The sequence below is a fragment of the Streptomyces sp. NPDC052396 genome (assembly GCF_044593195.1).
Lineage (GTDB): Bacteria > Actinomycetota > Actinomycetes > Streptomycetales > Streptomycetaceae > Streptomyces.
The window spans coordinates 137,012-162,895 of the sequence record NZ_JBIUAW010000011.1; the positions used below are offsets into that span (position 1 = coordinate 137,012).

Here is a 25,884-nt window from a genome sequence, read left to right on the forward strand (position 1 = left end):
GGCGGGCCTCAGATGGTCTCGGCGTCGATGACGAAGCGGTACCGGACGTCGCTGGCCAGAACCCGCTCATAGGCCTCGTTGACCTGCTCCGCCGATATCCGCTCGATCTCGGCGGTGATGCCGTGCCGGGCGCAGAAGTCCAGCATCTCCTGGGTCTCCGGAATGCCGCCGATCATCGATCCGGCCAGCGACCGGCGCCCGCCCAGCAGGGCGAAGGCGGGCAGTGCGTAGGGGGTCTCCGGCACGCCCAGCTGGACCATGGTGCCGTCGGTCCGCAGCAGGCCCAGATAGGCGTCCAGGTCCAGGTCCGCGGAGACGGTGTTGATGATCAGGTCGAAGCGGCCGGCCAGCTCCCGGAAGGTCGCCGGATCGGCGGTGGCGTGGTAGTGGTCCGCGCCCAGCCGCAGGCCGTCCTCCCGCTTGCGCAGCGACTGGCTGAGCACGGTGACCTCGGCGCCCATCGCATGGGCGATCTTCACCCCGAGGTGCCCCAGGCCGCCCAGGCCCACCACGGCGACCCGGCGGCCGGGACCGGCCTGCCAGTGGACCAGCGGGGAGTAGAGGGTGATGCCCGCGCACAGCAGCGGGGCGGCGGCGTCCAGCGGCAGGGAGTCGGGGATGCGCAGCACATAGTTCTCGTCGACCACGATGCGCCGGGAGTAGCCGCCCTGGGTGTGCTGCCCGTCCCGGCCGAGGGCCGCATAGGTGCCGACCATGCCCAGCTCGCCGGTGCAGTACTGCTCCAGGCCCGCCCGGCAGTTCTCGCACTCCCGGCAGGAGTCCACCATGCACCCCACGCCGACCCGGTCGCCCACCGCGTACCGGGTCACGCCCGGGCCCACCGCGGCCACCACGCCCGCGATCTCGTGGCCCGGCACGATCGGGTACTGCCTCTCGCCCCAGTGGCCGCGCACCATGTGGATGTCCGAGTGGCAGATGCCGGCGTACTTGATGTCGATCACAACGTCATGGGCGCCCGGCTCACGGCGGGCGATGGTGGTCTTCTCCAGAGGAGCCCCCGGCGCGGGGGCGGCGTAGGCGGCAACAGTGGTGTGGGTGTGCGTCATGACACCGATCCTGCGCCGGACCGCCGGGGTCAGCCATCACCCTGTTCAACCTAGGTCTGCGGTGCCTACTACTGGCAGTACCACCTTGAGCCGCAGGTCAGCCCGTACTCTGCCCGCATACTGAAGGGCATGGACCAGCGCACCGAACTGAGCGAGTTCCTCCGCTCCCGCCGCGCTCGCCTGCGGCCGGAGGACGTGGATGTGACGCCCTACGGCGGGCGGCGCCGGGTGCCCGGGCTGCGGCGCGAGGAACTGGCGCAGCTGGCCGGCGTCAGCGTGGCCTACTACACCCGGCTCGAACAGGGCCGCGGTCGCAATGTCTCGGACGCCGTGCTGGACGCGATAGCCGAGGCGCTGCGGCTGACCCCGGCCGAGCGGAGCCATCTGCACCGGCTGGCCCGGCCGGCCGCGCGCCCCGAGGGCGGCGCCCCGGCGCGGCGGCTGCGCCCGGCCGTGCGCGACCTGATCGACACCATGGAGAACGTCCCCGCCTATGTGGTCGGCCGGCGGCTGGACATCCTGGGCTGGAACCGGATGGCCGGCGCGCTGCTGGGCGACTTCGGCGCGCTGCCGCCGGAGCGGCGCAACATGGCCCGTCTGGTCTTCCTGGACCCGGCCATGCGCGAGCTGTTCCTGGACTGGGAGCGCAAGGCGGCGGATGTGGTGGCGCTGCTGCGGCGCCAGGCGGGCTGCTATCCCGACGACCCGGCGCTGGCCTCGCTGGTGGGTGAACTCTCCGTGAAGAGCGGGGAGTTCGGCACCCTGTGGGCCGCCCATGACGTACGGGACAAGTGCTTCGGGGTCAAGCGGCTGCGGCATTCGGTGGTCGGGCCGCTGACGCTGGCCTGCGAGACGCTGGTGCTGCCCGCGGACCGGGACCAGCACCTGGTGACCTATCACGCCGAGCCCGGCTCCGCCTCCGCCGAGTCGCTGCGGCTGCTGGCCAGTTGGAGCCTGGATCCGGCGGCGGGGGAGCGGGGTCAGACGCGCGTCGGCGAGCGGTGAGGGCCGCCCGTCAGCGGGCGGGCAGCTCGGCGGCCAGCCCCGACAGCAGCCCGCGCAGGCCGAGTTCGAAGCGGTCGTCCAGTCCGCGCTCGGTGATCGCGGTGCTCAGCGCGGTGAGGTGGGGGTAGGCGCCGGCGGGCAGTTCGGCGAGGGTCCGGTGCATGGCGTGCAGCCGGGCCTCGCCGGTCTCGCCGGGGCCGAAGGCGGTCTCCTGGCCGACGAAGCCGACCACGTAGTAGAGCAGGAGCAGATAGCCATGGCCTGCCGTCCGGTCGTCGAAGCCCGCCCCGCGCAGCAGACCGGCCACCCGGTCCGCCAGCCGCAGCCCGTTGGGGCCGAGGAAGGGCCGGCCGGAGAGCAGGGGGACGGCGGCGGCATGGGCGAGCATGGCGCGGCGCAGACCGCGGGCGATCTCGGCGAGCTGCCCGGACCAGTCCTCGGCGCCGGCGGGTGCGGGCAGCGGGCACTCGCCCACCACCGCGTCCGCGATCAGGTCGAAGAGCTCCTCCTTGTGCTGGACGTGCCAGTACAGCGAGGGGTTCTTCACCTCCAGCCCGGCGGCCAGCCGGCGCATGCTGAACGCCTCGTACCCCTGCTCGGCCAGCAGCCGCAGCGCGGCGCGCACGATCTCGGCCCGGGTCAGCCGGGGTTCGGTCCGTGCCGGGTCCGTGGTGGCGCGGCGGCGCGGGCGGGGCGGCAGCGGGCCGTCCGCGGGTCGGTCGGTCATGCTCTCCAGGGCTCCCCGGTCGCGGTCTGGCGGACAACCTAGCACCGCGGCCGGAGCGGGGGAGAGGCGGTTCAGCCCGCCCAGCGGCCGGAGGTGAAGACCAGGGTGAGCACGGTCATCAGGGGCGCGGCCACGCAGAGATAGCCGGTCTTCAGCCAGGGACGGCGCAGGCTCCAGACGGCCAGGGTGATCCACAGCGGCCACCACAGCAGGGTGGAGCGGGGCACCGACATGTACCAGTAGGAGGTGCCCAGCGCCCACAGGCTCAGCCCGATATAGACGGCCTCCGGCCACTGGCGGCGGATGACCAGCAGGGCCAGCAGCAGCACACCGGTCACCATGGCCAGCAGCTCGGCCTGGAACATCACGGCGTAGCCGGTGGTCTGGCCGTGTGAGAAGGCGCCCTGCCAGGTGTGGTGCCAGGCCTCCCAGGGCCAGTGGAACTGCCGGTACCAGCCGCGTTCCTGGGCGTGCTGCCAGGCCATCCAGTCGCCGGTGCCGGAGTGCAGGTACCAGGTGTAGGCCAGCGCGGGCAGGGCCGGCAGCAGCAGCCAGGGCGCCGAGCGCCACTGGCGCCGCTCCCGGCCCGCCACCAGGAACTGCACGGCCAGGCCCGCGGCCAGGAACAGCCCGCTGATACGGACCGTGGTGGCGCCCGCGGCCAGGGCGGCCGCCAGGGCCCAGTTGCCCTTCTTGGCGGCGAGCCAGGAGGGCAGGGCGAAGGCCAGGAAGAGCGCCTCGGTGTATCCGGCGGCCAGGAACACCGCGCAGGGGGAGGCCAGCAGGAACAGCACGGCGCGCTGGCCCGCCGCCTCGTCCGGGGTGTGCAGCCGGGCGATCCTGGCCAGGGCCAGCACCGCGACCGCCCCGGCGAAGAAGGAGATCAGCAGGCCGGACAGGGTCCAGCCGGGGACCACCGAGTGCACGGCGCGCAGCGCCATCGGATAGCCGGGGAAGAACGCCTCGCGGTTGTCCGGCCGGGCCGAGCCGGCGGCGCCGGTGCCGGAGAAGTAGCCGTACTCGGCTATCCGCCGGAAGAAGCCCACGTCCCAGCGGTCCCACAGGGAGAGGTAGGAGGGGGCCCGCTTGGCTCCGGGGTCCGCGGGGAACAGCCAGGCGGCGCAGTAGGCGGTCAGCCAGACGCCCACTCTGGTCAGGGCGTACAGCCCGAGCACGGCCCGGTCCCCGGGGCTGAGCGCCAGCCGGCCCAGGACGGCGGGGCGGGGGAGGCGGGCCGGGGACGGCCGGTCCGACGCCGCCGCGGCCGGGGCGGCCCGGTGCGCCCGCGCGGGCGCGCGGGGTATCGATATGCGGGCCATGGTCGGGCGCCCCCCTCGGCAGGTGGATCCGGCGATCATCCGCGATCATCCAGCGGACGCGGACGCCACAGCACATCACAGACCTCAAGCGGATCCCAACCCGCGGTAAAGAAACCCGGGCGCAACCCACTGTTCACCGCTCGACCCTCCAAGTTGACGCGCATAGATGGTGTCATGCTCACGTCGCCCGGAATCGGCTCCGGGCCCCAAGACGGGGAGCTTCCCTTGATCCCGACCTCCACCCGCCCCCTGCGGCGCCGCCTGACCGCCTCGGCGGCGTCCCTGGTGCTGGCCGGCACGGCCGGCCTGGTCGCGGCCACCGGCGCCGCGGCGCATGCCGCCCCCGCGGCGCATGCCATCACCCCCCTGGCGGCCAAGTGCAGCCAGTCCTACCTGCCGCTGCCCGACCCCAAGTGCCAGCCCGGCGCGTTCAACCCGGACGTCACCCAGGACACCATCGACGACACCATCTGCGTGCCCGGCTGGACCAAGACGGTCCGCCCGCCCGCCTCGTACACCACCAAGCTGAAGAGACAGCAGATCGCCGAGTACGGCTACAGCGACACCAACCTCTCCGACTACGAGGAGGACCACTTCGTTCCGCTGGAGCTGGGCGGCGCGCCCCGGGACCCCAAGAACCTGTGGCCCCAGCCGCACTTCGGCGACCAGACCGCGGATGACAAGGACAAGGTCGAGAACAAGCTGAAGGTCGCCGTCTGTGACGGCCGGGTGACCCTGGACGCGGCCCGCGACGCCATCGTCACCGACTGGACCACCGCGCTGGACCGGCTCGGTCTCTGACGGTCCGTCCGACGGCCGGCCGATCGCGCCGGCCGTGCGCCCACCGCGCACTGATCAATCCCCGGCCCGGCCCCTGAGCTGCTCCAGACCGTCCAGCAGCCGGGCCAGGCCGAACTCGAAACGGCTGTCCATGCCCGGCCCGCTGATCTCTGCCGCCAGTTCCACCAGGTGCGGATAGCGATCGGCGGGCAGCGCGGCCAGCCGCTCGCGTGCCTCGGCGGCCGCCTCCTCGGGGGTGGCGCCGCGTTCCTCGGCGGCCGACATGGGCACCGCCTCGTGGATCACAAAGCCCTGCACCCAGGTGCTCAGCAGGTAGGCCGCATGGGCCGCGTCCGGTCCGCCGAAGCCCGCGCCGCGCAGGACGGCGAGCAGCCGCTCCATCGGCGCCAGGGCGCGCGGACCGGGGGCGAAGTGGCCCGCCAGCACCCGCACCGCGCTGTGGTGCGCCAGCAGATGCGCCCGCAGCCGCCGGCTCGCCTCCGCCACCTCCTCGCGCCAGCCGCCCCCGGGCGCGGCCGGCTCGCCGGGCGGCCCCGGCTCCAGGCCGTCCCACAGGGCGTCGCTGGCCAGGTCGAGCAGCTCCTCCTTGTTCTGGACGTGCCAGTAGAGCGACGCGGCCTGAACGCCGACCTCGGCGGCCACCTTGCGCATGGACAGCCCGCCCGGCCCTTCCCGCTCCAGCAGCCGCAGGGTCGCATCCGCCAGGGCTTCCCTGGTCAGAGCGGTGCGTCCGGTGCCTTGCCGAGTCGCCATGGGATTCCTTCCGTTGCCCCGGCTTGCGAATCTAACACTGTTAGGCGCAAGCTAACGTCGTTAGGGAATGTCTAACGTTGTTAGGGAGGGGATATGGATACGGACACCACCAACTCGCCGGCTTGCCATCCATGGCTGGTGCTGGCGGCCCTGTGCAGTGGACTGTTCATGGCCATGCTCGACAACCTGGTGGTCGGCACCGCCCTGCCGAGCATCGGCGACCGGCTGCACACCGGGACCGCCGGCCTGCAATGGGTGGTCGAGGCATACGGCCTGGTGTACGCGGCGCTGCTGCTCACCGGCGGCGCCCTGGGCGACCGCTGGGGCCGCCGGCCGGTCTATCTGGCCGGGCTGGGGCTGTTCACCGCCGGCTCCGCCGGCTGCGCGCTCGCCACCGGCCTGGGTGAACTGATTGGCGGACGAGCCGTGCAGGGCCTGGGAGCGGCGCTGCTCACCCCCGGCTCGCTGGCCATCCTGCGGCAGGTCTTCCCCGAGGACCGGGAACGCGCCAGGGCGATCGGGATCTGGAGCGGCGTCTCCGGCTCCGGGCTGGCCATCGGCCCGGCGCTGGGCGGACCGCTGGTCAGCCACTTCGGCTGGGCCGGCGTCTTCTGGATCAATGTCCCGGTGGGAGCGGCCGGACTGGCCCTGGCCGCACGGGTGCTGCCCCGCCTGCCGAGGACCGCCGGGGCCCATCTCGACCTCGCCGGCCAGGTCACCGGCGCGGCGGGGCTGGGCGCGCTGGTCTACGCCCTGGTCGAGGGCCCGGTACGCGGCTGGTCGGCGCCCTTGGTGCTGGGCGCGGCGGCCCTGGCGCTGCTGGCGCTGTCCGCCTTCACCGTGGTCGAACTGCGCGCCCCCGCACCCATGCTGGACGTCCGGGTGCTCACCCACCGGATCACCGGCACCGCGGCCTGGGCGGGCTTCACCGCCAGCTTCGGCTTCTTCGGCCTGGGCGTGTTCCTCACCCTCTACCTTCAGAATGTGCTGGGCCTCTCGCCCGCCCGGGCGGGCTGGGCCATGCTCCCCGCCACGGTGGCCACCGGAGTCACCGCCGTGACCGCGGGACGCCTCTGCGCCCGCCATGGCCCCCGGCTGCCGCTGGCGGCCGGCCTGACCCTGATCGCCACCGGCCTCGCCTTCCTGACCGGCTACGGGGCCGGCGCCCGCTACCCGGAGTTCGCCTGGCTGATGCCGGTCCTCGGTGCCGGCCTGGGGCTGACCTTCACCCCGATCTCGATCGCCGTGCTGGGCGCGGTGCCGCCCGCGCGGGCCGGCATGGCCGCCGCCATGGTCAATACATTCCGGGAGGTCGGCGGGGTGGCCGGGGTGGCGGTCCTGGGCGCGATCGTCACCACCCGCGCCCCGGCGATGTCCGGGACCACAACGCCGGAAGCCGCGCGCGCCTTTGTCGCCGGCCTGCATGGGGCGGTGCTGGCCGGGGCCGGTTGCGTGGGGCTGGCGGCGGTGATGGTCCTGGCGCTGATGCGGGCTCCGCGGGACGGGAAACCGGGCGCCCCTCTCATGGGGCGCGGGGCCACGACAACTCCCAGACGCTGATGGGCCGTCACCTCGGCCCAGCGCCACTCCCGGCGACCCGCGCCAGGTAGCCGGCGTAACTCGTTGGCCGGCTCGGCCGGGGAGTCACCGCGCGGCGGCCGGCCGGCGTGGGCGTCGTCCAAGACCTCCGGGGAGTGTGTACCGGTGACGGCCCGCCAGGTGCAGCGGCAGGCCGCCTCGGCTCGTCCAGCAGGCGGGGCCTGCCGGAGGCTGGGCCGCACCCTCGTCGGCTCGGGGGCCCCGGCCGGATTTCCAGCACGGGCCGTCCGCGGCCGGCCGCGCGTTCCCCGCGCCCTTACAGGGAGTCTCCAGGGCATTGACGTACTCCGTCGAGAGCCGAGGGCCGGGGGCCCAAGGCGGTCGGCCCCGGGTCGGTCTCCAACAGCCGGGCGGCACCGGGGGATCGTCCCGGCACCTTCCTCTGCCAGACCCGGAAGCGCTGTCCGGCGCCGGTTGGCGTACGCTTCGCGGAGGGCCGAGTCCGGCACCCGGCCGGTCTCCGAACGGCGGCTGGAACCACAGGGGTTCATCCCCTTCCCGAATCCTGCCGAAGACCACGTGGATTTCCGCTTGCAGCGGGAACCATCAGCTGGGGAACTCCCTCTGAGAAGCCAAAACCTACCGAATGCGAACACGACCCGAATGCGGGGGCAGTTGATGACAGCAAGAGTCGTAGGCCAGCGGACGTCGCGGGTGCGGACGACCGCCGCCAGAACCGCCGTGGCGCTCACTGCCGGACTGCTGCTGGCGGGCACGGCATGGCCGGCCCAGGCGGCCCCGGCCGCCGCCACCGTGCTGCCCCGGACCAACTGCGGCGCCGCGGCCGCCGGGGCGCGTACCGACGCCGCACAGGAGCCGGACACCGCAGCGGTGGGCAAGGCCGCCCAGAAGCTCTCCTTCAAGGTCGCCTCCCAGCTGCCCATCGGCCTGTGGTCCCCGGCGACCCTCACCCTGCGCACCCCCGTCGACAAGGGCACCGTGCGACTGGACGTCAGCAGCCGGGGCTTCAGCACCGACTCGGTGGCCGTGCAGCGCTACGAGCCCGGCAGCCACCGCTGGGTGGACCTCAACACCAAGCCCGGCGGCGGCAGTTGGCCGCACCACGGGGTGTTCACCTTCCCGCTGACCGCCAAGGCGAGCGCCGCCCGGCCGTACAGCGTGGCGCTGCGCCTGCAGGACCTGGACCGGCCCGGCACCCTCACCGTGGCGGCCTCGGCCAAGGACGGGCACGGGCACACCTACCGCGCCCACGGCCGTACCGCCACCGCCACCCGGCCCCAGGTCACGGTGGCCGGCTGGAAGAAGGGCACCGCGCTGGTCCGCGGCGGTGCCGCGCAGCCCTTCACCGTCACCGTGAAGAACACCACCAACCGGTCCTACCCGGCCCTGACCACCGCCTGGTACGCCTATGGCGAGGCCAAGGGCCATGCCCTGACCACCAAGGACCTGGTGCTCCAGCAGTACCGGTCGGGCCGGGGCTGGCAGACCGTGCCGCTGCTGGCCAACGGCTGTGACCCGGGCCTGGGCGCGGTGCTGAAGGCCGCCGACCGGCCGCTCGCCCCGGGCGGCACCGCCGTGGTGCGGCTGCGGCTGTCGGTCGCGGCCACCGCGCCGCGCGAGGTGAACACGGCGGAGAGCGGAGTGACGGTGGCCACCGGCGACCAGTCCTTCTACTCGCGGCAGTTGCCCTTCGCCATCCGCGCCCGCGGATAGCGTCCAGCCGACCGCGGCCCGGCGAGCCGCCCGGAATTTCCGGGCGGCTCCGCTGTTTTCCGGGGGCGGAAAGGTAGCGTGCTGCGCACCCGTACGCATTTGCCCGGCTCATTGCCCGGCTCTTCGCCCGACCCGAGGAACAGCCATGCTCAAGGGATTCAAGAACTTCCTCATGCGCGGCGATCTCGTCACCATCGCCGTCGGCCTCATCATCGCGCTGGCATTCAGCACGCTCATCAAGGCGTTCACGGATAACGTGATCAATCCCATCATCGCCCGGGCCCAGGGCGGGCATTCGCTGGGGCTCGGCTGGCAACTCGGCCGGGCCGGGAACAAGGCGACCTATCTCGACCTCGGCTCCTTCATTTCGGCAGTCGTGTACTTCGTCCTTTTCATGGCCGTCGTCTACTTCTTCGTGGTCGTGCCCTACAAGCACTACCAGGCCCGCCGTGGCCTGGTCGTCTTCGCCGATCCGACGCCGGTGAAGGTGTGCCCGGCCTGTCTGTCCGAGGACCTGTCGGCGGCCGCGGCCAAGTGCCGGTACTGCGGCACCGAACAGCCGCCCGTCGTGCCACGCCCCTGACGGGCCCGGCCGCCACTTCGGGGGCACCTGACCGGCTTAAGGGGGAATTCCGCCGGGAAGAATCACAGAAGTCTGCCGCACCGGAACGGATGAGCTCATGGAACCGAATGCCGACCCGGTCGCACAGGGGTCGCAGCCCGACGAGGCGGCCGAACTCAGGGACTGGGCGTTCTCCCAGTTCCCGATCGGAATCTCGGTGTACGACGGGGAATGCCGGCTGGTGAAGGCCAATGATGAAATGATCCGGCTCATCGGCCGGACCGCCGGGGAAATCCTGGGCCTGCGCCTGTCCGACTTCCTTCCCGAACCGCCCTTCGACGAGTTCGCCCGGACCATGGAGCGGGTGCTGCGCACCGGGGAGCCGCTTCGCACCGACACCTACTTCCGGCCGCCCGGCGAGCCCCGGGAGCGGGCCTGGGCGTCATATTTCACCCCGATCACCGATGAGCGGGGCCGTATCCGGGGCGTGTCCGTGGCCGCCCTCGATGTGACCGACCAGTACCGGGCCCAGCAGCGGCTGGCCCTGGTCAATGACGCCGGGGCCCGGATCGGCACCACCCTGGACGCGGTGCGCACCAGCCAGGAGCTGGCCGAATGGACCGTGGCCCGGTTCGCCCACTTCGTCGCCGTGGACCTGCTGGACACCGTGCTCCAGGGCGAGATCCCGGCCGCCGGCCCGCCCACCGCGGATGTCACCCTGTGCCGTACCGCCCAGCGGTCGATGGACGGCGAGCACCGCGATCCGGAGGTGGGGCCCGGCACCGCCTTCACCTACCCCGCGCACTCCCCGCTCGCCCTGGCCCTGGCCTCCGGCCGGCCCTCGCTGCACCGCCTCGACGACCCGGGGCTGAGCTCCTGGCTGTCGGGCAGCCGGGCGCTGCCGGTGGAGGTACGGGAGCGGGGCGTGCATTCGGTGCTGATCGTGCCGCTGCGGGACCGGGACACCCCGGTGGGGCTGGCGCTGTTTGTGCGCCACTCGGATGTCGAGGCCTTTGACGACGACGATCTGCTGCTCGCCGAGGAGATCGCCTCCCGCACCGCGGTGTGCATCGCCAACGCCCGCCGCTACGCGGGCGAGCGCACGGTGGCGGTCACCCTGCAGCGCAGTCTGCTGCCCGGGCGGCTGCCCAGCCAGGCCGCGGTGGAGGTCACCTCCCGCTATCTGCCCGCCGGTTCACAGGCCGGGGTGGGCGGTGACTGGTTCGATGTCATTCCGCTGTCGGGGGCGCGGGTGGCCCTGGTGGTCGGCGATGTGGTCGGCCATGGACTGCAGGCATCGGCCACCATGGGCCGGCTGCGGGCGGCCGTGCGGACCCTGGCCGATATCGACCTGCCGCCGGAGGAACTGCTCACCCACCTCGACGATCTGGTCATCCAGCTGGCCCAGGAACAGGTGGCCGAGGCGGCGGACGATCCGGTGCGGGCCATCGCCCGGGACATGGGGGCGTCCTGTCTCTACGCGGTCTACGACCCGGTGACCCGCCGCTGTGCGCTGGCCAGGGCCGGGCATCCGGCGCCGGTGGTGGTACGTCCGGACGGCAGCGCCGAGGTGCTGGACGTACCCGGCGGCCCGCCGCTGGGCCTGGGCGGGCTGCCCTTCGAGGCCCTGGAAGTGGAACTGCCCGAGGGCAGTCTGCTGGCCCTCTACACCGACGGGCTGGTGGAGGAGCACCATGACATGGGCGAGGGGCTGCGGACCCTGTGCCAGGTGCTCGGCCGGCCCGGCCGCTCGCTGGACCGGCTGTGTGACGAGGTGCTGGCGGCGCTGCTGCCGGGGCAGCCCGCCGATGACATCGCGCTGCTGGTCGCCCGTACCCGTGCGCTGGACGAGAGCCGGGTGCGCAGCTGGGAGCTGACAGCCGACCCGGCGGCGGTGGCCGAGGTGCGCAAGAACGTGGCGGCGCTGCTGGAGGAGTGGGGGCTGGACGAACTGGGCTTCACCACCGAGCTGGTGGTCAGCGAGCTGGTCACCAATGCCATCCGGCATGCGGCGCCGCCCATCCGGCTGCGGCTGATCCGCGACAGCGCGCTGATCTGCGAGGTGTCCGACGGCAGCAGCACCTCGCCGAGGATGCGCCGGGCGCGCAGCTTCGACGAGGGCGGCCGCGGGCTGCTGCTGGTGGCCCAGCTCAGCCGCCGGTGGGGGACCAGGTTCACGGCCGGCGGCAAGACCATCTGGTCCGAGCAGCCCTTCACCCCACCGGAGTGAGAGGGCGCCCGTCACCGGACGCCCCCGGGTGGGTCAGCGCTGGGCCGACGGGGCGTTGTCCGGGGTCACATTGACCGCCGCCCAGGCCTGGTTGACCGTCTGGTACTCGGTGCTGCTCTGGCCGTAGATGTCCGCGGCGGCCTGCAGGGTGGCCGTGCGGGCGTCATGGAAGTCCGAGGACGAGACCAGGTAGTTGGTCAGGGCCCGGTACCAGATCTGGATGGCCTTGTCCCGGCCGATGCCGGTCACCGTGGAACCGTCATAGGTGGGCGAGTTGTAGTCCACGCCGTTGATGGTCTTGGCGCCGCTGCCCTCGGACAGCAGGTAGAAGGCGTGCGAGGAGACGCCGGAGCCGGCGTGCACCTCACGGTCGTAGGAGCCGGAGTCCCAGTAGTCGACGGTGCCTTCCAGCTGGTCCTGGGACGGCTGGTCCAGGCGGCGCAGGAAGCCCTGGTCCAGGCCCAGCTTCTCGCCGATCAGGTAGTTCGGCGGGTTGTTGGGGTTGTTGGTGGCGAACTCCACCGCGGTGCCGAAGACATCGGCGTAGGACTCGTTGAGCGAGCCCGCCTCACCGAACTGGTTGCCGTTGGAGTCCACCCGGGTGGGCTGGAAGTTGGCGGTCTGCTCGACCACGCCATGGGTCAGCTCGTGGCCGGTGACATCCAGGGCCACCAGGGGCTGCTTGAAGGTCTGGCCGTCACCGTCGCCGTACAGCATGCAGTGGCAGTTCGGGGACCAGAAGGCGTTGCCCACACCGCTGCCGAAGTGCACCATGGCGTGCGGGCCGACACCGTCGTTGTTGATGCCGTTGCGGCCGAAGGTCTTCTTGTAGAAGTCGTAGGTGGCGGTGATGCCGAACTCGGCGTCCACCGCCGCGCTGCTGGGGTCGGAGTTGGTGCCGTTGCCCCACTGGTTGGTGCTGTTGGTGAAGGCCTTGCCGTTGCTGAAGCTGCTGAGCTCCTGCGAATTGGCGTTCCGGGTCTCGGAGTTGCCGCGGCTGGGGTCCTTGAGGGTGAAGGACCTCGAGGAGGTCTGGGTGGTGGTCAGCGAGACCTTGCCGTCGAATATCGCCGAACCGCTGCCGCTGGCCTGCGCGGGGAAGGAGCCGGAGGCCGAAGAGCCCGCCCGGCTGGGGGACTTGGCGCCGCCCAGGCTGGGGGTGGCGGTACGGCCCTGCGTGTGCAGCTTGTCCTTGAGCTGGGGGGAGATAAAGGCGTCGTTGTCGGGGGTGCTGGCCAGCACCTTGCCGGTGGTGGCGTCCACGGTGACGCTGAGGGTGGAGCCCTTCTCCGCCGCGCGGGTGCCGGTGACGGTCACCCGGTAGGCGAGGACGGCCTTGCCCGAGGTGGCATCCACCACCAGCTCCGTCTTGCCGGCCTTGCCCTTGGTGGACTGGGCGGCCTTGGCCGCCGCCTGGTTGTGCGTCAGCTTGGGGGCGACGGACGACATGGCGAGCTGGTGGTGGATGGCACGGGTGACGCCCAGGTACCTGCTCTTGGCGTCCAGGTGGACGATGAGGTCGCCGCCGACCACCGGAACGTTCTTGTAGGCCCGCTCGAAGCGGACGTGCTGCTTGCCCTCGGGGTCGACCAGGGCTTCCTTGGCGACGAGGGTGTCCTGCTTGCCCACACCGGTCTCCTTGGCGTGGGCGATGGCGGCGCTGCGGGCCGCCTTCACCACATTCGCACCGGCCTGGTGGGCCGTGAGGGCGGTGATGGCGGTGGCCGCCCGGTGCTGGGTGGTCGCCGCGGGGGACGCCAGGGCCACCTGGGCGGTGGTCGCGGCGGCCGCCGCCACGGCGACGGCGACGGTCAGTATTCGACCGCGCGATCTGTGGGAGGCGGCGGTGTTGGAGGTCGTGGGGGATGTACGCACGGTTCAGCGCCCTTTGTCATAAGGGCGGTCCGGGGGTGCGCGAGCGCCGGTGGGCGTGCGCGGGCCGGTCCGCCCGGATGCGGGCGGTGCTGTCACTTGTGCACCGCGGGACCCTGTGGTCCCGGGGCTGACTGTGCACGCATTGGCATGCTCATGAAAAGACGCGTAACACCGAGTTAACCGCAGTTGAAGAACTCTTGACCGTTGCCTCTACGGACTGTGAACGGGGTGCGACTCGTCGTCCACTTGGGGAAGGGGAGGGGGTAAGAGGCCTGTGGGTTGCCGGAGTTGGCGGAGTGCTCAGGATGTGAGATGGAGCGTCACTGGGTGTTGCTGGGTGGTGTCGGTCATGTGGCCATCGGCCACCGGCCGTTGGGGATGAGGGTGCCGGTGGAGCGGAGACGCCGGGCGAGGGCGGGGGCGGCCAGGTAGACCCAGGCCTGGGTATGGGCGCCGTTGGCCTGGACCACTTCGCGTGCCACCCGGTCGTAGAGGTTGTCCGGGGCGCCGGGGGCGCAGCCCTCCAGGGCGTCGAGGGCGGCGAGGGTGGCGGCGTAGTGGTCCAGAGTGAGGGTCACCAGGTCGCCGTGGACCGTGGAGTGGGCGGCGGGGACGGCGTAGGGGTAGCCCGGACCCGCGTAGAGGGCGGCGCCGAGGAGGCGGGCGGGTTGTTCGGTGAGGGTGTGACCGCGGAGGTAACGGGCGTAGTTGTGCTGGCCGGGGCGCAAGGTGCCATAGACAAATACGGGGAGGTGGGGCACGGCGGCTCCTGGGGGTCGGCGTCCCGCCGTAGGGTGGCACGCCCCTTCGGGGTATGAGGAGCCCCACCCCGCGCCTCACTCATGGCGGTTGTCCGGATTGGCTAGGTTTCCGGCGGGGGTTGAGCGCCATGGACGTCCGCGGGTGGACCGTGCGGGAGCAGGGCGCCGAGGGCGCCGGCCAGCAGGCCCCATAGGGCGCCCAGGCCGGCCAGGCGCAACAGGCGGGCGTGCAGGCTGACTTCGCTGCCGAAGGCGTCGATATCGCCCACACCGATCAGCGACAGGCCGTAACGGGCCGAGACCCGGGTGAGCAGCCCCACGGCCGGCAGGGCCAGCGCCAGGGCCATCGCCAGCCAGGCCGCCTGCCGCCAGGGCCGGGGCGGGCCGGCCGCGAAATAGCCGGCGACCAGCAGGGCCAGCGCCGCGACCAGGGCCAACACCCAGGCGCGGCCATCCTGTTCGGACAGCGAGGACAGATCCACGGTCGCGGTCCGGCCATGGCGGCCGCGCAGCACCGCCGCCAGCGCCGGCGGCACCGGCAGCCCGATGGTGTGCGGCACCTGCCCGTCCCAGGCGCCACCCAGCCCCACCCCCAGGGCGAGCCAGGCGAGATTGGGCAGGCCGAGCAGCAGCACGGCGGCGGTCTCGGCGGGATGGCCATGGGTGACCAGAGTGACCAGGCCGGTCAGCAGCCCCAGTGCCACATAGCCCAGCAGCAGCCCCAGCACCGCCCGGACCGCCGGACGCACCGGCTGGAGCGCCTCCGGCAGCGGCACCCGGCGGGAGGCGAGCGCCACCACCGCCAGCAGCACCAGCAGCCACAGCAGTCCAAAGCCCAGGGTGGGCGCCACCGCCGCCCGGAAGCCCACGGTGGGGGTCACTCCCAGCGCCTCGCCGATGTCATTGAGCACCTCCCCGCCCAGGCTCAGCCGGAAGGTGTGCCGGGCGGCCGCCGTGATCAGCCCCAGGGCCACCAGCCAGGGCGCCGCGATACGCACCGCCATGCCCAAGGGGCGGAATCCCGCGCCCAGGCTCCGCCGGAAGAGGACGGCGGCCGCCAGCGCCCCGGCCAGGGTCACCGAGAGCGGCACCACGGACAGGGTGGCGCCGGTACGGCCCAGAAAGCCCGCGCCGCCGGTGAGTTCCAGCGAACCGCCAACGGCCGCGACCAGGGTGGCCGCCAGCACTGCCGGAAACGCCCCCGGCGGCAGACCACCGGCGCCCGCCGCGGACAGCCCCAGCGCCGCGGCCGACACCATGGCGGCCATCACTCCGGCCACCGTGACCAGGGCGTACCCCCAGGCGCGTACCTCCGGCGGCTGACTCACACCGCCCAAGCTAAGCCGAGGCGTGCCCGGTCACCCGTCCGGTCAGGCGCCCGGGGGACGGACGTCCGCTTGCGGGCCGCACCCGGTTGCGACACACAATGAGCGCAAGGGTGGTGAAAGAGGGGCGAATAAGCCAAAGGGTGGGAAGCGCCCTGAGCCGAGAAGGAGGGCAGTGTCGCCCGAACCGACGTCCTCCGTCTTCCGGCAGGCCGCTGCCGCCCCGGACAGGCCGCACGGCGCGCCCCCGCCCGCCGGCGCCCATGACCGCCGCCGTTGCGCCGCACTGCTGCTGGTCACGGCCGCCGTGGTCTACAACGACTGGCTGCTGGAGTTCTGGCTGCCCACCGGACTGGACCCCCGGCACTCCTACGTCAGCGAGCTCTACGCCGCCGACCAGCCCTTCCGCCGGGCCTTCGCGGTCATCGAACTCACCGCCGCCGTCCTGGTGGTGGCCGGAGCGCTGCTCGCCCGGAGCGCGGAGAGCGACCGCTGGGCCGGCGCCGGCTGCTGGTGCCTGGCCGCCTTCGGCGCCGCCTCGGTGGCCGATGTGGCGGTGCCGATGCGCTGCGCGCCCTCGGTGGAGGCCGGCTGTGAGGCGGTCAACCCCTGGCACACCACCACCAGCGCCCTGGTGCATGCCGCCCTGTTCATCTCCATGGCGCTGTTCGCGGTGGCCGCCCGGGACGACCGGGGCCGGTGGTCGGCACTGCGCCGCTGGATTCCCTGGGTGCCGGCCGGGGCGCTGGTGGCCGCGGTGGCCACGGTGGGGCCGCTGTTCGGGCACCCCGGCTGGCATGGCGTGCCACAGCGGGCGCATCTGGCGCTGGCCGGGCTGTGGTTCGCGCTGCTGGGGGTGGCACTGCTGCGGCCGGCGACGGGCGGACGCCGCGGCCGTCGGGCCCGTGCCGGGCGCCGCCCCCGGCCCCCGGCCGACGGCACTGCCGCCGGAACCTCCCGGTCCTGAGGCGCCCGCCCGTCGCGCCGCTCCGCCACCAGCCGCCCCCTCGCTCCATCAGCCCGGCCGCTTCGGCGATTTCGATCAGGCGGGGACGGACGGTCACCCGGCCGGCCCGTACACCGTGCCGGACCGGCCGGGCCAGTGCTCTGATGGACGCATGTGGCTGCGCTGTCTGACCACCGGGCTGGCGCTGTGGCCGGCCACCGTCCTGGTCACCTGGGCCACCCACAACTCCCGCCTGCTGCCCACGGTGATCCTGCTGGGCAGCTTTCTGGCCCCCGGCTGCTTCGCGCTGTGGGCGCATGAGCGGTACGGGCGGCGGCGCGCCCTCGGCCTGCTGCCCGGGTGCTTCCTGACGGGCGGGGTGCTGGGCGTGCTGGGGGCGTCGGTGCTGGAGCACTGTCTGCTGTCCCCCTCCATGACGCTGTCCGTCGGGGTGGGGCTCATCGAGGAGGCGGTCAAGGCGCTGGCGCTCGTCTGGCTGTTGCGCGGGCACCCGCGAATCCACGGGCAGCGCACCGGACTTGTGCTGGGCGCGGCGGTCGGCTTCGGCTTCGCCGCCTTCGAGAGCTCCGGCTACGCCTTCAGCGCGCTGATCGCCGACCGGGGGCTGTCGCTGCGCGCGCTGGTCGAGACCGAGGTGCTGCGCGGGCTGCTGGCCCCCTTCGGCCATGGGCTGTGGACCGCGATCCTGGGCGGGGCGCTGCTGGCCGCCCGGCGGCAGGGCCGTTTCCGGCTCACCGACCAGGTGGTCGCCTGCTATGCGGGGGTGGCCACGCTGCACACGCTGTGGGATTCCATGAACGGGATCGCCGGCTGGCTGGTGCGGCTGCCGGTGGCCGGCGGGGTGCTCGGCGGTCCGGAGCAGGAGCGGCTGCGGCTGCTGGTGTGCAGCGCCGGGCTGCTGGCCGTGGCGCTGGCCGGGGTGGCCTGGCTGGCGTCCCTCGTCCGGAGCACCGGTGGCGCCTCGTTCCATGGTCCTGAGGGGACGTGAGGCGCTCGCCACCGGCCGGGTGGCCCGGGCCGGTGGACTGCGGCCGAGCGGTGGCGGGCGGGCGGCCGCCGAGGGAGGGTGGCAGCGGGACTCCAGGGGCCGAGGCGAAGGGTGTGACGCATGTCGGACGCAACCACGCAGGTGCTGACCGGACTCGACGAGGCACGCCGCAGGGAACTGGCGGAGCTCTACCGGGACTTGCATGCCCATCCGGAGCTGTCCTTCGCCGAGCATCGCACGGCGGCCGAGGTCGCCCGCCGGGTCCGCTCCTATGGCTGTGAGGTGACCGAGAGCGTGGGCCGCACCGGGGTGGTGGCCGTGCTCAAGCGCGGCTCCGGCCCGGTGGTGCTGCTGCGCGCGGATCTGGACGCCCTGCCGCTGCAGGAGCGCACCGAACTGTCCTATGCCTCCGGCGCGGAGGGGGTGATGCACGCCTGTGGCCACGATATGCACACCGCCTGCCTGCTGGGTGCGCTGCGGCTGCTGGCGGAGGGGCGCCGGCACTGGTCCGGCACCGTGCTGGCGGTCTTCCAGCCCGCCGAGGAACTGGGGCGGGGGGCCAGGGCGATGGTGGAGGACCGGCTGTTCAAACGGTTCGGCAAGCCCACAGTGGTGCTGGGGCAGCATGTGGTGCCGCTGCCGGCCGGGGTGGTCGGCTGTCATCCGGGGCCGGCCTTCGCGGCGGCGGACACCCTGCGCATCCGGATGTTCGGCGAGGGCGGCCACGGCTGGTCGCCGGAGGCGGTGATCGACCCGGTGGTGATGGCGGCCGCCGCCGTGCTGCGGCTGCAGACCGTGGTGTCCCGCGAGGTGGCGGCCGTGGACAGCGCGGTGCTCACGGTCGGCGCCCTGCGGGCCGAGGCGGACCAGGCGGAGCTGGAAGTCGACATCCGCAGCCATGACCCCCGGGTGCGGGAGCGGATGCTGGCCGCGGTGGAACGGATCGTCCGGGCCGAGGCCGCCGCCTCCGGAGCGCTGCGGGAGCCGGAGTTCGAGTCGACCGGCTCCTTCCCGGTGCTGGTCAACGACCCGGAGGCGACCGAACGCACCATGACCGCCATCGGCACCGTGCTGGGCACCGAGCAACTCCTCGATCCCGGGCCGCTGACGGCCGCCGAGGACGTGGGCGTCTTCGGCAGCGCGGCCAAGGCGCCGGTGTGCTACTGGGTGTTCGGCGGCGCCGACCCCGAGGAATACGCCCGGGCGGAGCGTGCCGGAACCACGGCCCGCGACATCCCGGCCAATCACTCGCCGCACTTCTCACCGGTCGTGGAACCCACCCTCGCCACCGGGGTGACCGCGCTGGTGGCCGGGGCGTTGGCCTGGCTGGGCCCGGCCGGCGGCTGACCGGCGGCGGCCCGCACGGCGTCGAGACGGTGGCGGAGGCCGCGGACGGGCGGGAGGCGGTGGAGCCGGGTGGATGTCGTCCTGCCGGACATCTTGGCTGGGCCGGACCGCCCGCTCCGCGAGGTGCGGGTGCCGGCCCTGCTCGGCGAGGGGCTGTCCCACGCCGGCGCCGGGCGCCGCACGCAGATGAGCGAGGCCCTTGTGAAGACCTGTGTCAGCCGGATCCCGGCCAGGCCGGCGTGCCACAACCGGGTGCGGGCCGCCCCGCCGGCCCGGAACGCGGGGATGGGAGGCTGAGCCGGTGTCCGTGCTGCCGGCCGTGCTGTTCGCGGTGCTGACGGCGGTCAGCAACGCCCTGGCCACGGTGCTGCAGCGCAAGGCCGCCCGTGAGGTGCCGCAGACCGAGGGGCTACGGCCGCGGCTGATGCTGGATCTGGTGCGGCAGCCGGTGTGGCTGGCCGGCATCGGCGCGGTGCTGTGTGCCGCCGTCTGCCAGGCGCTGGCCCTCACCTGGGGATCGCTGGCCCTGGTCCAGCCGATCTTTGTCATCGAACTGCCCTTCGCCCTGCTGATCGGCACGGTGATCCTCCGGCGCCGGCTGCCCGCACGGGGCTGGGCCGCCGTGCTCTCGGTCGCGGGGGGAGTCGCCCTGGCCCTGGCCTGCGCGGCCCCCTCCGGCGGCCACCCGCCGCAGTCCCCGGCGCTATGGGCCCTGGTGCTGATCTGCACCGGCGGTGCCATGGCCGGCTGTGTCACCGCCGCCCTCGGCCGCTCCCTCGGCCGCGCCCGGGCCGCCCTCTTCGCCGTCGCCGCCGCCATCGGCTACGCACTGACCGCCGCCCTGATGAAGGCCGCCGCCACCGCCTTCGCCGAGGACGGCGCCAGGGCCTTCTTCACCGCCTGGCAGACCTATGGCTTCTTCATCGCCGGGGCGGCCGCCCTGTTCCTGCTCTCCAACGCCATGGCCGCCGGCCCCCTGGTCGCCTCCCAGCCCGCCCTCACCCTGGGCGACGCCCTGGTCAGCCTGTCACTGGGCCTGGTGCTCTACGGCGAACAGGTACGAGCCGGCTGGTGGCTGCTCCCGGAAGCGGCCGGGGTCGCGCTGGTGATCGTGGGGACGGTGGTGCTGTCGAGGGTGCAGAGCGAGAGGACTTAGCCGGGGCCTGGCCGACACAGCCGCCCCGCGCCCCTTACGGGGCGCCCCCCATCATGCGCAGCATCCCCGCGCCCCCGGTCCGCAGGAACCGCACCAGCAGTACGGCCGCCAGCGGCAGGAAGGCGATGTTGAGGAATGTCGTGTGGTCCCAGGTGATCCCGCCGGACGGCAGCCGGGCGTCCGCCCGGTCCGGCACCAGGCCGAGGGCGGCGAAGACGAACTCCACCACCGCACCGGCGACCACCATCGCCGCATAGAAGGTGCCCAGCAGGAAGCGCGCCATCCGCGCCCCGTAGTACCGCCGGTAGATGGCGAGGATGGGCAGGATCAGCAGGTCGGCGAAGATAAAGGACACCACCCCGCCGAAGCTGATGCCGCCCTTCCACAGCACCACCGCCAGCGGCACATTGCCCACCGAGCAGACAAACGAGGCCATCGCCACCAGCGGGCCCACCAGCGGTCCCCAGAAGCGGGCCGCCAGCGGATGGCCCTCGAAGAAGAACGCCTGCCAGAAGGAGTCCGGCACCCAGGCCGCGATGGCTCCGGCGATCAGCAGCCCCAGCACCAGATCGCGCAGGATCGCCGCCCACTCCATCACAAAGACATGCGCGGTGGCGGTGAACCCCTCCGGCGAGCACAGCCGGGCGAGAAAGGAGCCCTCCCGCCGGACGGACATGTCCATCGCCGCATGCCCCTCCATCGCCCCGGCCAGCCCGCGGTCCGCCTGCCGCCGTGCCTCGCCCAGCAGTTGAGCGCTCAGCAGCCGCCGGAACAGCAGCGCCAGCACCACAATCATCAGCGGCCCGCCGGTGAACTCGGCCAGGGTGAACTGCCAGCCCATCAACAGCGCCAGAATCACGCCCAGTTCGACCACCAGATTGGTGGACGCGATCTCAAAGGCCATGGCCGCGGTGAACCCGGCACCCTTGCGGAACAGCGAACGCGCCAGCGCCACGGCCGCGTACGAACAGGACGAGGAGGCGATGCCCAGCCCGGCGGCCAGGGCCAGGGTGCGGGGACGGTCGTCGCCCAGCGCACCCACCACGGTGGACCGCCGCACCACCGCCTGGACCACGGCGGACAGGGCGAAACCCAGGATCAGCGCCCAGGCGATCTCCCACGCCATGGACCCGGCCATGGCCAAGGCATGCAGTACCGCGTGCATCCCGGTCCCTTCGCTCGGCGGGCGGCAGGGGCACGGACGTTACCGGATCAGCACCGCTCCTCATGGAACTGCGCCCACTCGAATACTCCGTGGCCGTGGCGGAGGAGCCGAGCTTCACCGGAGCCGCCGAGCGGCCGCACCCCGCCCGGCCCGGGGCCGGCGCCTGGGTTGCGTCTGACGGACCTTGGGCCGCGCCATGGCCGGTCGGGGTGCGTTTCAGGTGCGGGCCGTTGGTGGCTGGTGGCGCCCACGCGGCGGAGCCGCATGATGGAGCTGTCCCGCGCCCCTGAGGGGCGCCCCGGAAGGCGCCGGCGCGCTCCCGGAGTCCCTGGTCCATCACCACGCCGACGAGCCGGCCCCTATCAACACCCGCACGCCGCTGCGGGGTTCACCGGCCCCGGCCGGCGGACGGCGGGTCCGGTCAGCCCCGGCCATGCTGCCGCAGGCCGGCTAGGCGGGATTGTTGCGGTCCCCCGCCAGCAACAGCTGGGGCACCTGGTGAAAGCGCCAGCCCGACCCCTCCCGGGTGAACACCCATACCAGGTCGAACCGGTCGTCCGGCCAGTCGGCGGGCGGGGCCGGGTGCACCGCGCCCAGGCCCTTCACGATGTCCGATATCCGGTGGTGCTCCCAGGACACCAGGGTCACCCCGCGCCGGGCGACCAGCTCCCGGGCCAACTCGGCCTCGTCATCGGTGCGGTAGGACAGATTCAGCCGGACGCCCAGCTTCGCCGCCAGCGGGGTGACCGTCTCACTGGGACGCAGCCCCTTGTTGCCGTGGTGCGGCCCGGCCGCGTAAACGGCCGTCGGACGCAGCAGTCCGGCGCGCGGCGCGGCACCGCCGTCCGGGGCGAACAGCCCGACCAGCGCACCGGCCCGCTGCCAGCCGCGCACCAGCAGGGCATGGCTGTTGTGCGTACCGTCCTCGGTAATGCCGAAGGGCGCCTTGTCGCTGGTCTCGTCGGGTTTCTCCCCATGGCGGATGATCATGATGGTGTCCGCCGTCGACCGTGGACCCGCCACCGCCGTGGCACTGGCACTGGACGTGGCCACCACCCCCAAAGCCGTCATCATCCGCAACACGGCGCGCCGTGGCGTGAGTTCACCATACCGGGTCATCCGATCCTTATAACGGACCCGGTCAAGTCATGGCCAGACCTGATCGGCGGCAAGTGGTGACCATCACGCGCGGGGTTCCCGGCCCAGCCGGGCCAGCAGGTCCTCCCAGGCATCGGCATCCGGCGGCGCGGGGACCGGTTCGCCGAACACCCCGGACTCCGACAAGTCCCCTGCGTACGGCCCGAATTCCAGCACCGCGAAGTCGGTGAGCGCCTTGGGCGGCCGCTCCTCGGCGCCGATCGCCCGGGACAGGTCCCAGGAGTGCACGATGGCGTCGGCCGTCATCTGTGAGCAGTAGGCCTCGGCGCCGGTGGGGCCGTAGGACAGCTGGACGGTCCGGCCCAGGGCCCCGGACGCGGCGAACGCCGCATGGGCCGCCCCGGCCGCCTTGCCCCAGGCGGCCGCCGGGTGCTTGCCGAGGTGGTCGCCCCGCAGCGAATCGTCGAGCTCCCCGATGGAGGAACCCTCCAACAGCGGTGGCACCCACAGCTGTTCCACCGTCAGATGGTTGACCAGATCGCGCACCGTCCACTCGGCACAGGGGGTCTCCGCCTCCCACTGTTCCGGCCGGATGGCGTGCACCCGGTCGGAGAACAGGTCCAGCGCCTCCTGGTGCCGGGCGAGCAGGGTCCGTCGGCTGTCGGTCATGCACCCCATGCTCCCCGTACCGTCCGGGGACGGCGACCCGAACGGCCCTCCGGGCGTGATGAGCGGCACCAGTGGTGCGAGGGTGCCAGAGGAGGTGGCAACCATGGATCTCCCCCTGGTGGTGGGCATCGACGGATCCGAGGGCAGCCTGCGGGCCCTGGACTGGGCGACGGACGAGGCCCGGCGGCATCGCGTCCGGCTGCGGCTGGTCTATGCCTCGTTGTGGGAGCGCTATGAGGGCCGGGTGCCGCCCGCGGAGGGCGCCCTGTCCGCCGAGGCGCTGGCCGAGGAACGGGTGGTGGCCACCGCCCAGCGGCGCGCTCTGGAGCGCGCCCCGGGCCTGGAGGTCAGCGCCGAGGTGGTGCCGGACGAGGCGGTCAACACCCTGCTGCGGGAGGCCCATGAGGCGGCCGCCCTGGTCATCGGCCCGTCCGGGCACTCCACCCTGGCCGGGCTGCTGCTCGGTTCCGTCAGCCTGACCGTGGCGGGCCGGGCCCACTGCCCGGTGACCGTGGTCCGCGGCGAGCCGCCCAATGTCCGGGGCGAGTACGGGCGGGTCCTGGTGGGCGTCGGCGACCCCGCCGAGGCCCCGGCCGCCCTGCGGTTCGCCCTTGGGGAGGGCGCGGCACGCGGCTGCGAGGTGGAGGCGGTACGCACCTGGCGGCATCCGGCCCGGCAGTCCGTCGAGCACTATCCGCTGCCCTCCGGCGCCACCCTCGGCCAGGAGGAGGCGGCCGCCCGTGAACTGTCCGACCTGCTGCGCGAGCCGCATGAGCAGTTCCCGGACGTGGTGGTGCGCCGCACCACCCTGGAGGGCCCGGCACACCGGCTGCTGGTGGACCACTCCAGCACCGCCGACCTGCTGGTGGTCGGCGCCACCCGCCGCCACCGGGCCGTGGGTTTCCAGCTCGGCCGGGTCAGCCACACCGCGCTGCACCGCGCGGCGTGCCCGGTGACGGTGGTGCCGCATGGGTGAACGGGGCGGTGGGGACGGCGTTCCCGGCCTGCGCGTCGTCCATGGCTGGTCGCGCCCACGCGGCGGAGCCGCATGACGTAGCCGCCCCGCGCCCTGAGGAGGCGCTCCCGTCGGTGGTACGGCGGCGGCCGGCGCGGGCCATGGGCCCACCACCGGACCCGCACCGCCCGAACGGAGCAACACCCACCCCCGGGCGGTTGCCGGGCCTGTCCCGGGCGGCGGTAATGAGATGACCATGACCACCCGCCCATGGAATCGCCGGCAGTTCCTCGGCGCCGCCGCCGGGGCGGGGGCGGGTGCGTTCGCCGCGGGGTGCACCGCCGGCGGCGGGGCGGGCGTCAAGGTGCCGGTGACCGGGGCGCCCACGGTCGAGGCGGAGAACCAGCGGCCCGGCGACCACGACTGGGGCCTGCGGCACCGCGGCGCCGACCGGGCGGTGGAGGGCTACGCCGACCGGGTCAGCGCACTGCCCGGCGAGACCGTCCGCCTCCATGTCTCCACCACCGCCAGGGGATTCCGGGCCGAGGCCTTCCGGATGGGCTGGTACAACGGGGCGCAGGCCCGCCTGGTGTGGGCCTCCGAACGGACCGCCGGCGCCCCGCGCACCATCGGCCCCGCCGCCGGCGCCACCCGCACCGTCACCGCCGGCTGGCCGCCCTCCCTGGAACTCACCACCCGGGGCTGGCCGGAGGGCGCCTACCTGATACGTCTCACCGCCGACTCCGGGGAGCAGCGCTACCTTCCGCTGACCGTCCGCTCCCGGACCACCGCCGGCCGCCTGGTGCTGGTCAACGCGGTGGGCACCTGGCAGGCGTACAACACCTGGGGCGGCCACAGCCTTTACCACGGCCCCGGCGGCAAGGACGACTACGCCTCCCGCTCCCTGGTGGTCAGCTGCGACCGGCCCTATGACGACGACGGCGCACCCCTGTTCACCACCTATGAGCAGCCGGCGATAGCGCTGGCCGAGCGGCTGGGCCTGCCGCTGGCCTATCTGACCACCATGGACATCGACGCCGACCCGGGCCTGCTGCACGGCGCGCACGGCGTGGTCTCACTGGGCCATGACGAGTACTGGACACCGGCGATGCGCCGGGCGGTGACCGCCGCCCGGGACGCCGGCACCAATGTGGCCTTCCTGGGGGCCAATGCCTGCTTCCGCCGGATCCGGCTGGAAGACAACCGGCGGCTGGTGGTCTGCTACAAGACCGACGCCGCCCAGGACCCGCTGTACGGCAAGGACGACGCGGCGGTCACCACCGACTGGCGGGAACCCCCGCACGCCGACCCGGAGAACTCGCTCACCGGCACCCTCTACGAGTCCAACCCCACCAGCGCCGCCTATGTGGTGGACCGGCCCGGCCACTGGCTGTTCGAGGGCACCGGCGTCCGGCGCGGCACCGCCTTCCCCAACCTGGTGGGCACCGAGTACGACCGGGTCAACGGCGGCCGGGCCACGCCCCGCCCGCTGGAGATCGTCGCCCACTCCCCGCTGGTGTGCCGGGGCGTGCACAGCTACGCCGACTCCGCCTACTACACGGTCGCCGGCGGCGCGGGGGTGTTCAACACCGGCACCATGCGCTGGGTGGAGTCGCTCACCGGGGACGGAAGCCATGGCATTCCGCCGGAGACCGCCCGCTTTACCGAACGGGTGACCGCCAATCTTTTCCGCGCCTTCGCCGCCGGACCGGCCGCGCGGAGTCATCCGGCCCAGGACAACCTGGATGCCTACCAGGCATACGAAGGCGATCCCATCTGGGCGCAGCGGAATCTTTGGTGAACGGCTAGACCAGCCAAGCGAATGCGGTACGGCGACCGGA

23 protein-coding genes are annotated in these 25,884 nt (G+C 73.1%); 13 read left to right on the forward strand and 10 right to left on the reverse strand.

Translation table 11 applies throughout. The features are described from left to right. Positions 1–8: 8 nt before the first annotated feature. Entirely contained in the window at positions 9–1,067 is a 1,059-nt protein-coding gene (locus ACIHFE_RS26885) for an NAD(P)-dependent alcohol dehydrogenase (RefSeq protein WP_400110449.1), read from the reverse strand. A gap of 129 nt (positions 1,068–1,196) precedes the next feature. Here ACIHFE_RS26885 and ACIHFE_RS26890 point away from each other — a divergent pair, with 129 nt between their 5' ends. Beyond that, positions 1,197–2,072, forward strand: a complete 876-nt coding sequence (locus ACIHFE_RS26890) for a helix-turn-helix domain-containing protein (protein WP_400110451.1) — start codon at positions 1,197–1,199, stop codon at positions 2,070–2,072. A 10-nt stretch (positions 2,073–2,082) separates the two neighbouring features. Here ACIHFE_RS26890 and ACIHFE_RS26895 read toward each other — a convergent pair whose 3' ends face one another. Both ACIHFE_RS26895 and ACIHFE_RS26900 read right to left on the reverse strand, forming a co-directional pair. Next, positions 2,083–2,799 carry a TetR/AcrR family transcriptional regulator C-terminal domain-containing protein gene (locus tag ACIHFE_RS26895; RefSeq protein ID WP_400110453.1) on the reverse strand — a complete coding sequence of 239 codons (717 nt, stop codon included), beginning with the start codon at positions 2,797–2,799 and terminating at the stop codon, positions 2,083–2,085. 71 nt (positions 2,800–2,870) lie between these two features. Further along, complete coding sequence (locus tag ACIHFE_RS26900; protein ID WP_400110454.1) at positions 2,871–4,118, reverse strand: mannosyltransferase family protein; 1,248 nt, start codon at positions 4,116–4,118, stop codon at positions 2,871–2,873. A gap of 225 nt (positions 4,119–4,343) precedes the next feature. On the opposite strand from ACIHFE_RS26900, the gene ACIHFE_RS26905 reads away from it, so the two are divergent. After that, entirely contained in the window at positions 4,344–4,919 is a 576-nt protein-coding gene (locus ACIHFE_RS26905) for a hypothetical protein (RefSeq protein WP_400110455.1), read from the forward strand. Positions 4,920–4,973: 54 nt separating this feature from the next. On the opposite strand, the gene ACIHFE_RS26910 is transcribed toward ACIHFE_RS26905, so the two are convergent. After that, positions 4,974–5,672, reverse strand: a complete 699-nt coding sequence (locus ACIHFE_RS26910; protein WP_400110457.1) for a TetR/AcrR family transcriptional regulator — start codon at positions 5,670–5,672, stop codon at positions 4,974–4,976. 93 nt (positions 5,673–5,765) lie between these two features. On the opposite strand from ACIHFE_RS26910, the gene ACIHFE_RS26915 reads away from it, so the two are divergent. From ACIHFE_RS26915 to ACIHFE_RS26930, 4 genes are all read left to right on the forward strand, one after another. Then, positions 5,766–7,232: an MFS transporter gene (locus ACIHFE_RS26915; RefSeq protein WP_400110459.1), complete on the forward strand. Its 1,467-nt coding sequence runs from the start codon at positions 5,766–5,768 to the stop codon at positions 7,230–7,232. 693 nt (positions 7,233–7,925) lie between these two features. After that, positions 7,926–8,945, forward strand: a complete 1,020-nt coding sequence (locus ACIHFE_RS26920) for a hypothetical protein (RefSeq protein WP_400110461.1) — start codon at positions 7,926–7,928, stop codon at positions 8,943–8,945. Between the two features lie 145 nt (positions 8,946–9,090). Then, positions 9,091–9,528 carry an MscL family protein gene (locus tag ACIHFE_RS26925; protein WP_400110463.1) on the forward strand — a complete coding sequence of 146 codons (438 nt, stop codon included), beginning with the start codon at positions 9,091–9,093 and terminating at the stop codon, positions 9,526–9,528. Between the two features lie 97 nt (positions 9,529–9,625). Beyond that, positions 9,626–11,737 (forward strand): SpoIIE family protein phosphatase, encoded by a 2,112-nt coding sequence (locus ACIHFE_RS26930; RefSeq protein WP_400110465.1) that lies wholly within the window; start codon positions 9,626–9,628, stop codon positions 11,735–11,737. Positions 11,738–11,770: 33 nt separating this feature from the next. Here ACIHFE_RS26930 and ACIHFE_RS26935 read toward each other — a convergent pair whose 3' ends face one another. From ACIHFE_RS26935 to ACIHFE_RS26945, 3 genes are all read right to left on the reverse strand, one after another. Then, the gene (locus tag ACIHFE_RS26935; RefSeq protein ID WP_400110467.1) at positions 11,771–13,612 is read right to left on the reverse strand and encodes a M4 family metallopeptidase; all 1,842 of its coding nucleotides are present in this window, start codon (positions 13,610–13,612) and stop codon (positions 11,771–11,773) included. A 347-nt stretch (positions 13,613–13,959) separates the two neighbouring features. After that, on the reverse strand, positions 13,960–14,373 hold the full coding sequence (locus ACIHFE_RS26940; protein ID WP_400110468.1) for a gamma-glutamylcyclotransferase family protein: 414 nt from the start codon (positions 14,371–14,373) through the stop codon (positions 13,960–13,962). Positions 14,374–14,474: 101 nt separating this feature from the next. After that, positions 14,475–15,701, reverse strand: coding sequence for a streptophobe family protein (locus ACIHFE_RS26945; RefSeq protein ID WP_400110470.1), 1,227 nt, complete (start codon positions 15,699–15,701; stop codon positions 14,475–14,477). A gap of 172 nt (positions 15,702–15,873) precedes the next feature. Here ACIHFE_RS26945 and ACIHFE_RS26950 point away from each other — a divergent pair, with 172 nt between their 5' ends. The 5 genes from ACIHFE_RS26950 (at position 15,874) to ACIHFE_RS26970 (ending at position 20,156) form a co-directional block, all read left to right on the forward strand. Continuing rightward, positions 15,874–16,665, forward strand: a complete 792-nt coding sequence (locus ACIHFE_RS26950; RefSeq protein ID WP_400110471.1) for a DUF998 domain-containing protein — start codon at positions 15,874–15,876, stop codon at positions 16,663–16,665. A gap of 151 nt (positions 16,666–16,816) precedes the next feature. After that, positions 16,817–17,653, forward strand: a complete 837-nt coding sequence (locus ACIHFE_RS26955; RefSeq protein ID WP_400110473.1) for a PrsW family intramembrane metalloprotease — start codon at positions 16,817–16,819, stop codon at positions 17,651–17,653. Between the two features lie 120 nt (positions 17,654–17,773). Continuing rightward, a complete protein-coding gene (locus ACIHFE_RS26960) occupies positions 17,774–19,000 on the forward strand; it encodes an amidohydrolase (RefSeq protein WP_400110475.1) in 1,227 nt (408 codons plus the stop codon). 69 nt (positions 19,001–19,069) lie between these two features. Next, positions 19,070–19,297, forward strand: coding sequence for a hypothetical protein (locus ACIHFE_RS26965; protein WP_400110477.1), 228 nt, complete (start codon positions 19,070–19,072; stop codon positions 19,295–19,297). 4 nt (positions 19,298–19,301) lie between these two features. After that, a complete protein-coding gene (locus tag ACIHFE_RS26970; RefSeq protein WP_400110479.1) occupies positions 19,302–20,156 on the forward strand; it encodes a DMT family transporter in 855 nt (284 codons plus the stop codon). A 34-nt stretch (positions 20,157–20,190) separates the two neighbouring features. Here the strand turns inward: ACIHFE_RS26970 and ACIHFE_RS26975 are convergent, their stop codons facing one another. The 3 genes from ACIHFE_RS26975 to ACIHFE_RS26985 all read right to left on the reverse strand — a co-directional run bounded on the left by ACIHFE_RS26975 (position 20,191) and on the right by ACIHFE_RS26985 (position 23,088). Then, complete coding sequence (locus ACIHFE_RS26975; RefSeq protein WP_400110480.1) at positions 20,191–21,321, reverse strand: permease; 1,131 nt, start codon at positions 21,319–21,321, stop codon at positions 20,191–20,193. 450 nt (positions 21,322–21,771) lie between these two features. Continuing rightward, the gene (locus ACIHFE_RS26980; protein ID WP_400110482.1) at positions 21,772–22,440 is read right to left on the reverse strand and encodes a hypothetical protein; all 669 of its coding nucleotides are present in this window, start codon (positions 22,438–22,440) and stop codon (positions 21,772–21,774) included. Positions 22,441–22,503: 63 nt separating this feature from the next. Continuing rightward, on the reverse strand, positions 22,504–23,088 hold the full coding sequence (locus ACIHFE_RS26985) for a TIGR03086 family metal-binding protein (RefSeq protein ID WP_400110483.1): 585 nt from the start codon (positions 23,086–23,088) through the stop codon (positions 22,504–22,506). Positions 23,089–23,191: 103 nt separating this feature from the next. Here ACIHFE_RS26985 and ACIHFE_RS26990 point away from each other — a divergent pair, with 103 nt between their 5' ends. Then, the gene (locus ACIHFE_RS26990; RefSeq protein WP_400110485.1) at positions 23,192–24,064 is read left to right on the forward strand and encodes a universal stress protein; all 873 of its coding nucleotides are present in this window, start codon (positions 23,192–23,194) and stop codon (positions 24,062–24,064) included. Positions 24,065–24,299: 235 nt separating this feature from the next. Next, positions 24,300–25,844 carry a N,N-dimethylformamidase beta subunit family domain-containing protein gene (locus ACIHFE_RS26995; RefSeq protein ID WP_400110486.1) on the forward strand — a complete coding sequence of 515 codons (1,545 nt, stop codon included), beginning with the start codon at positions 24,300–24,302 and terminating at the stop codon, positions 25,842–25,844. The last annotated feature ends 40 nt before the right edge of the window (positions 25,845–25,884 follow it).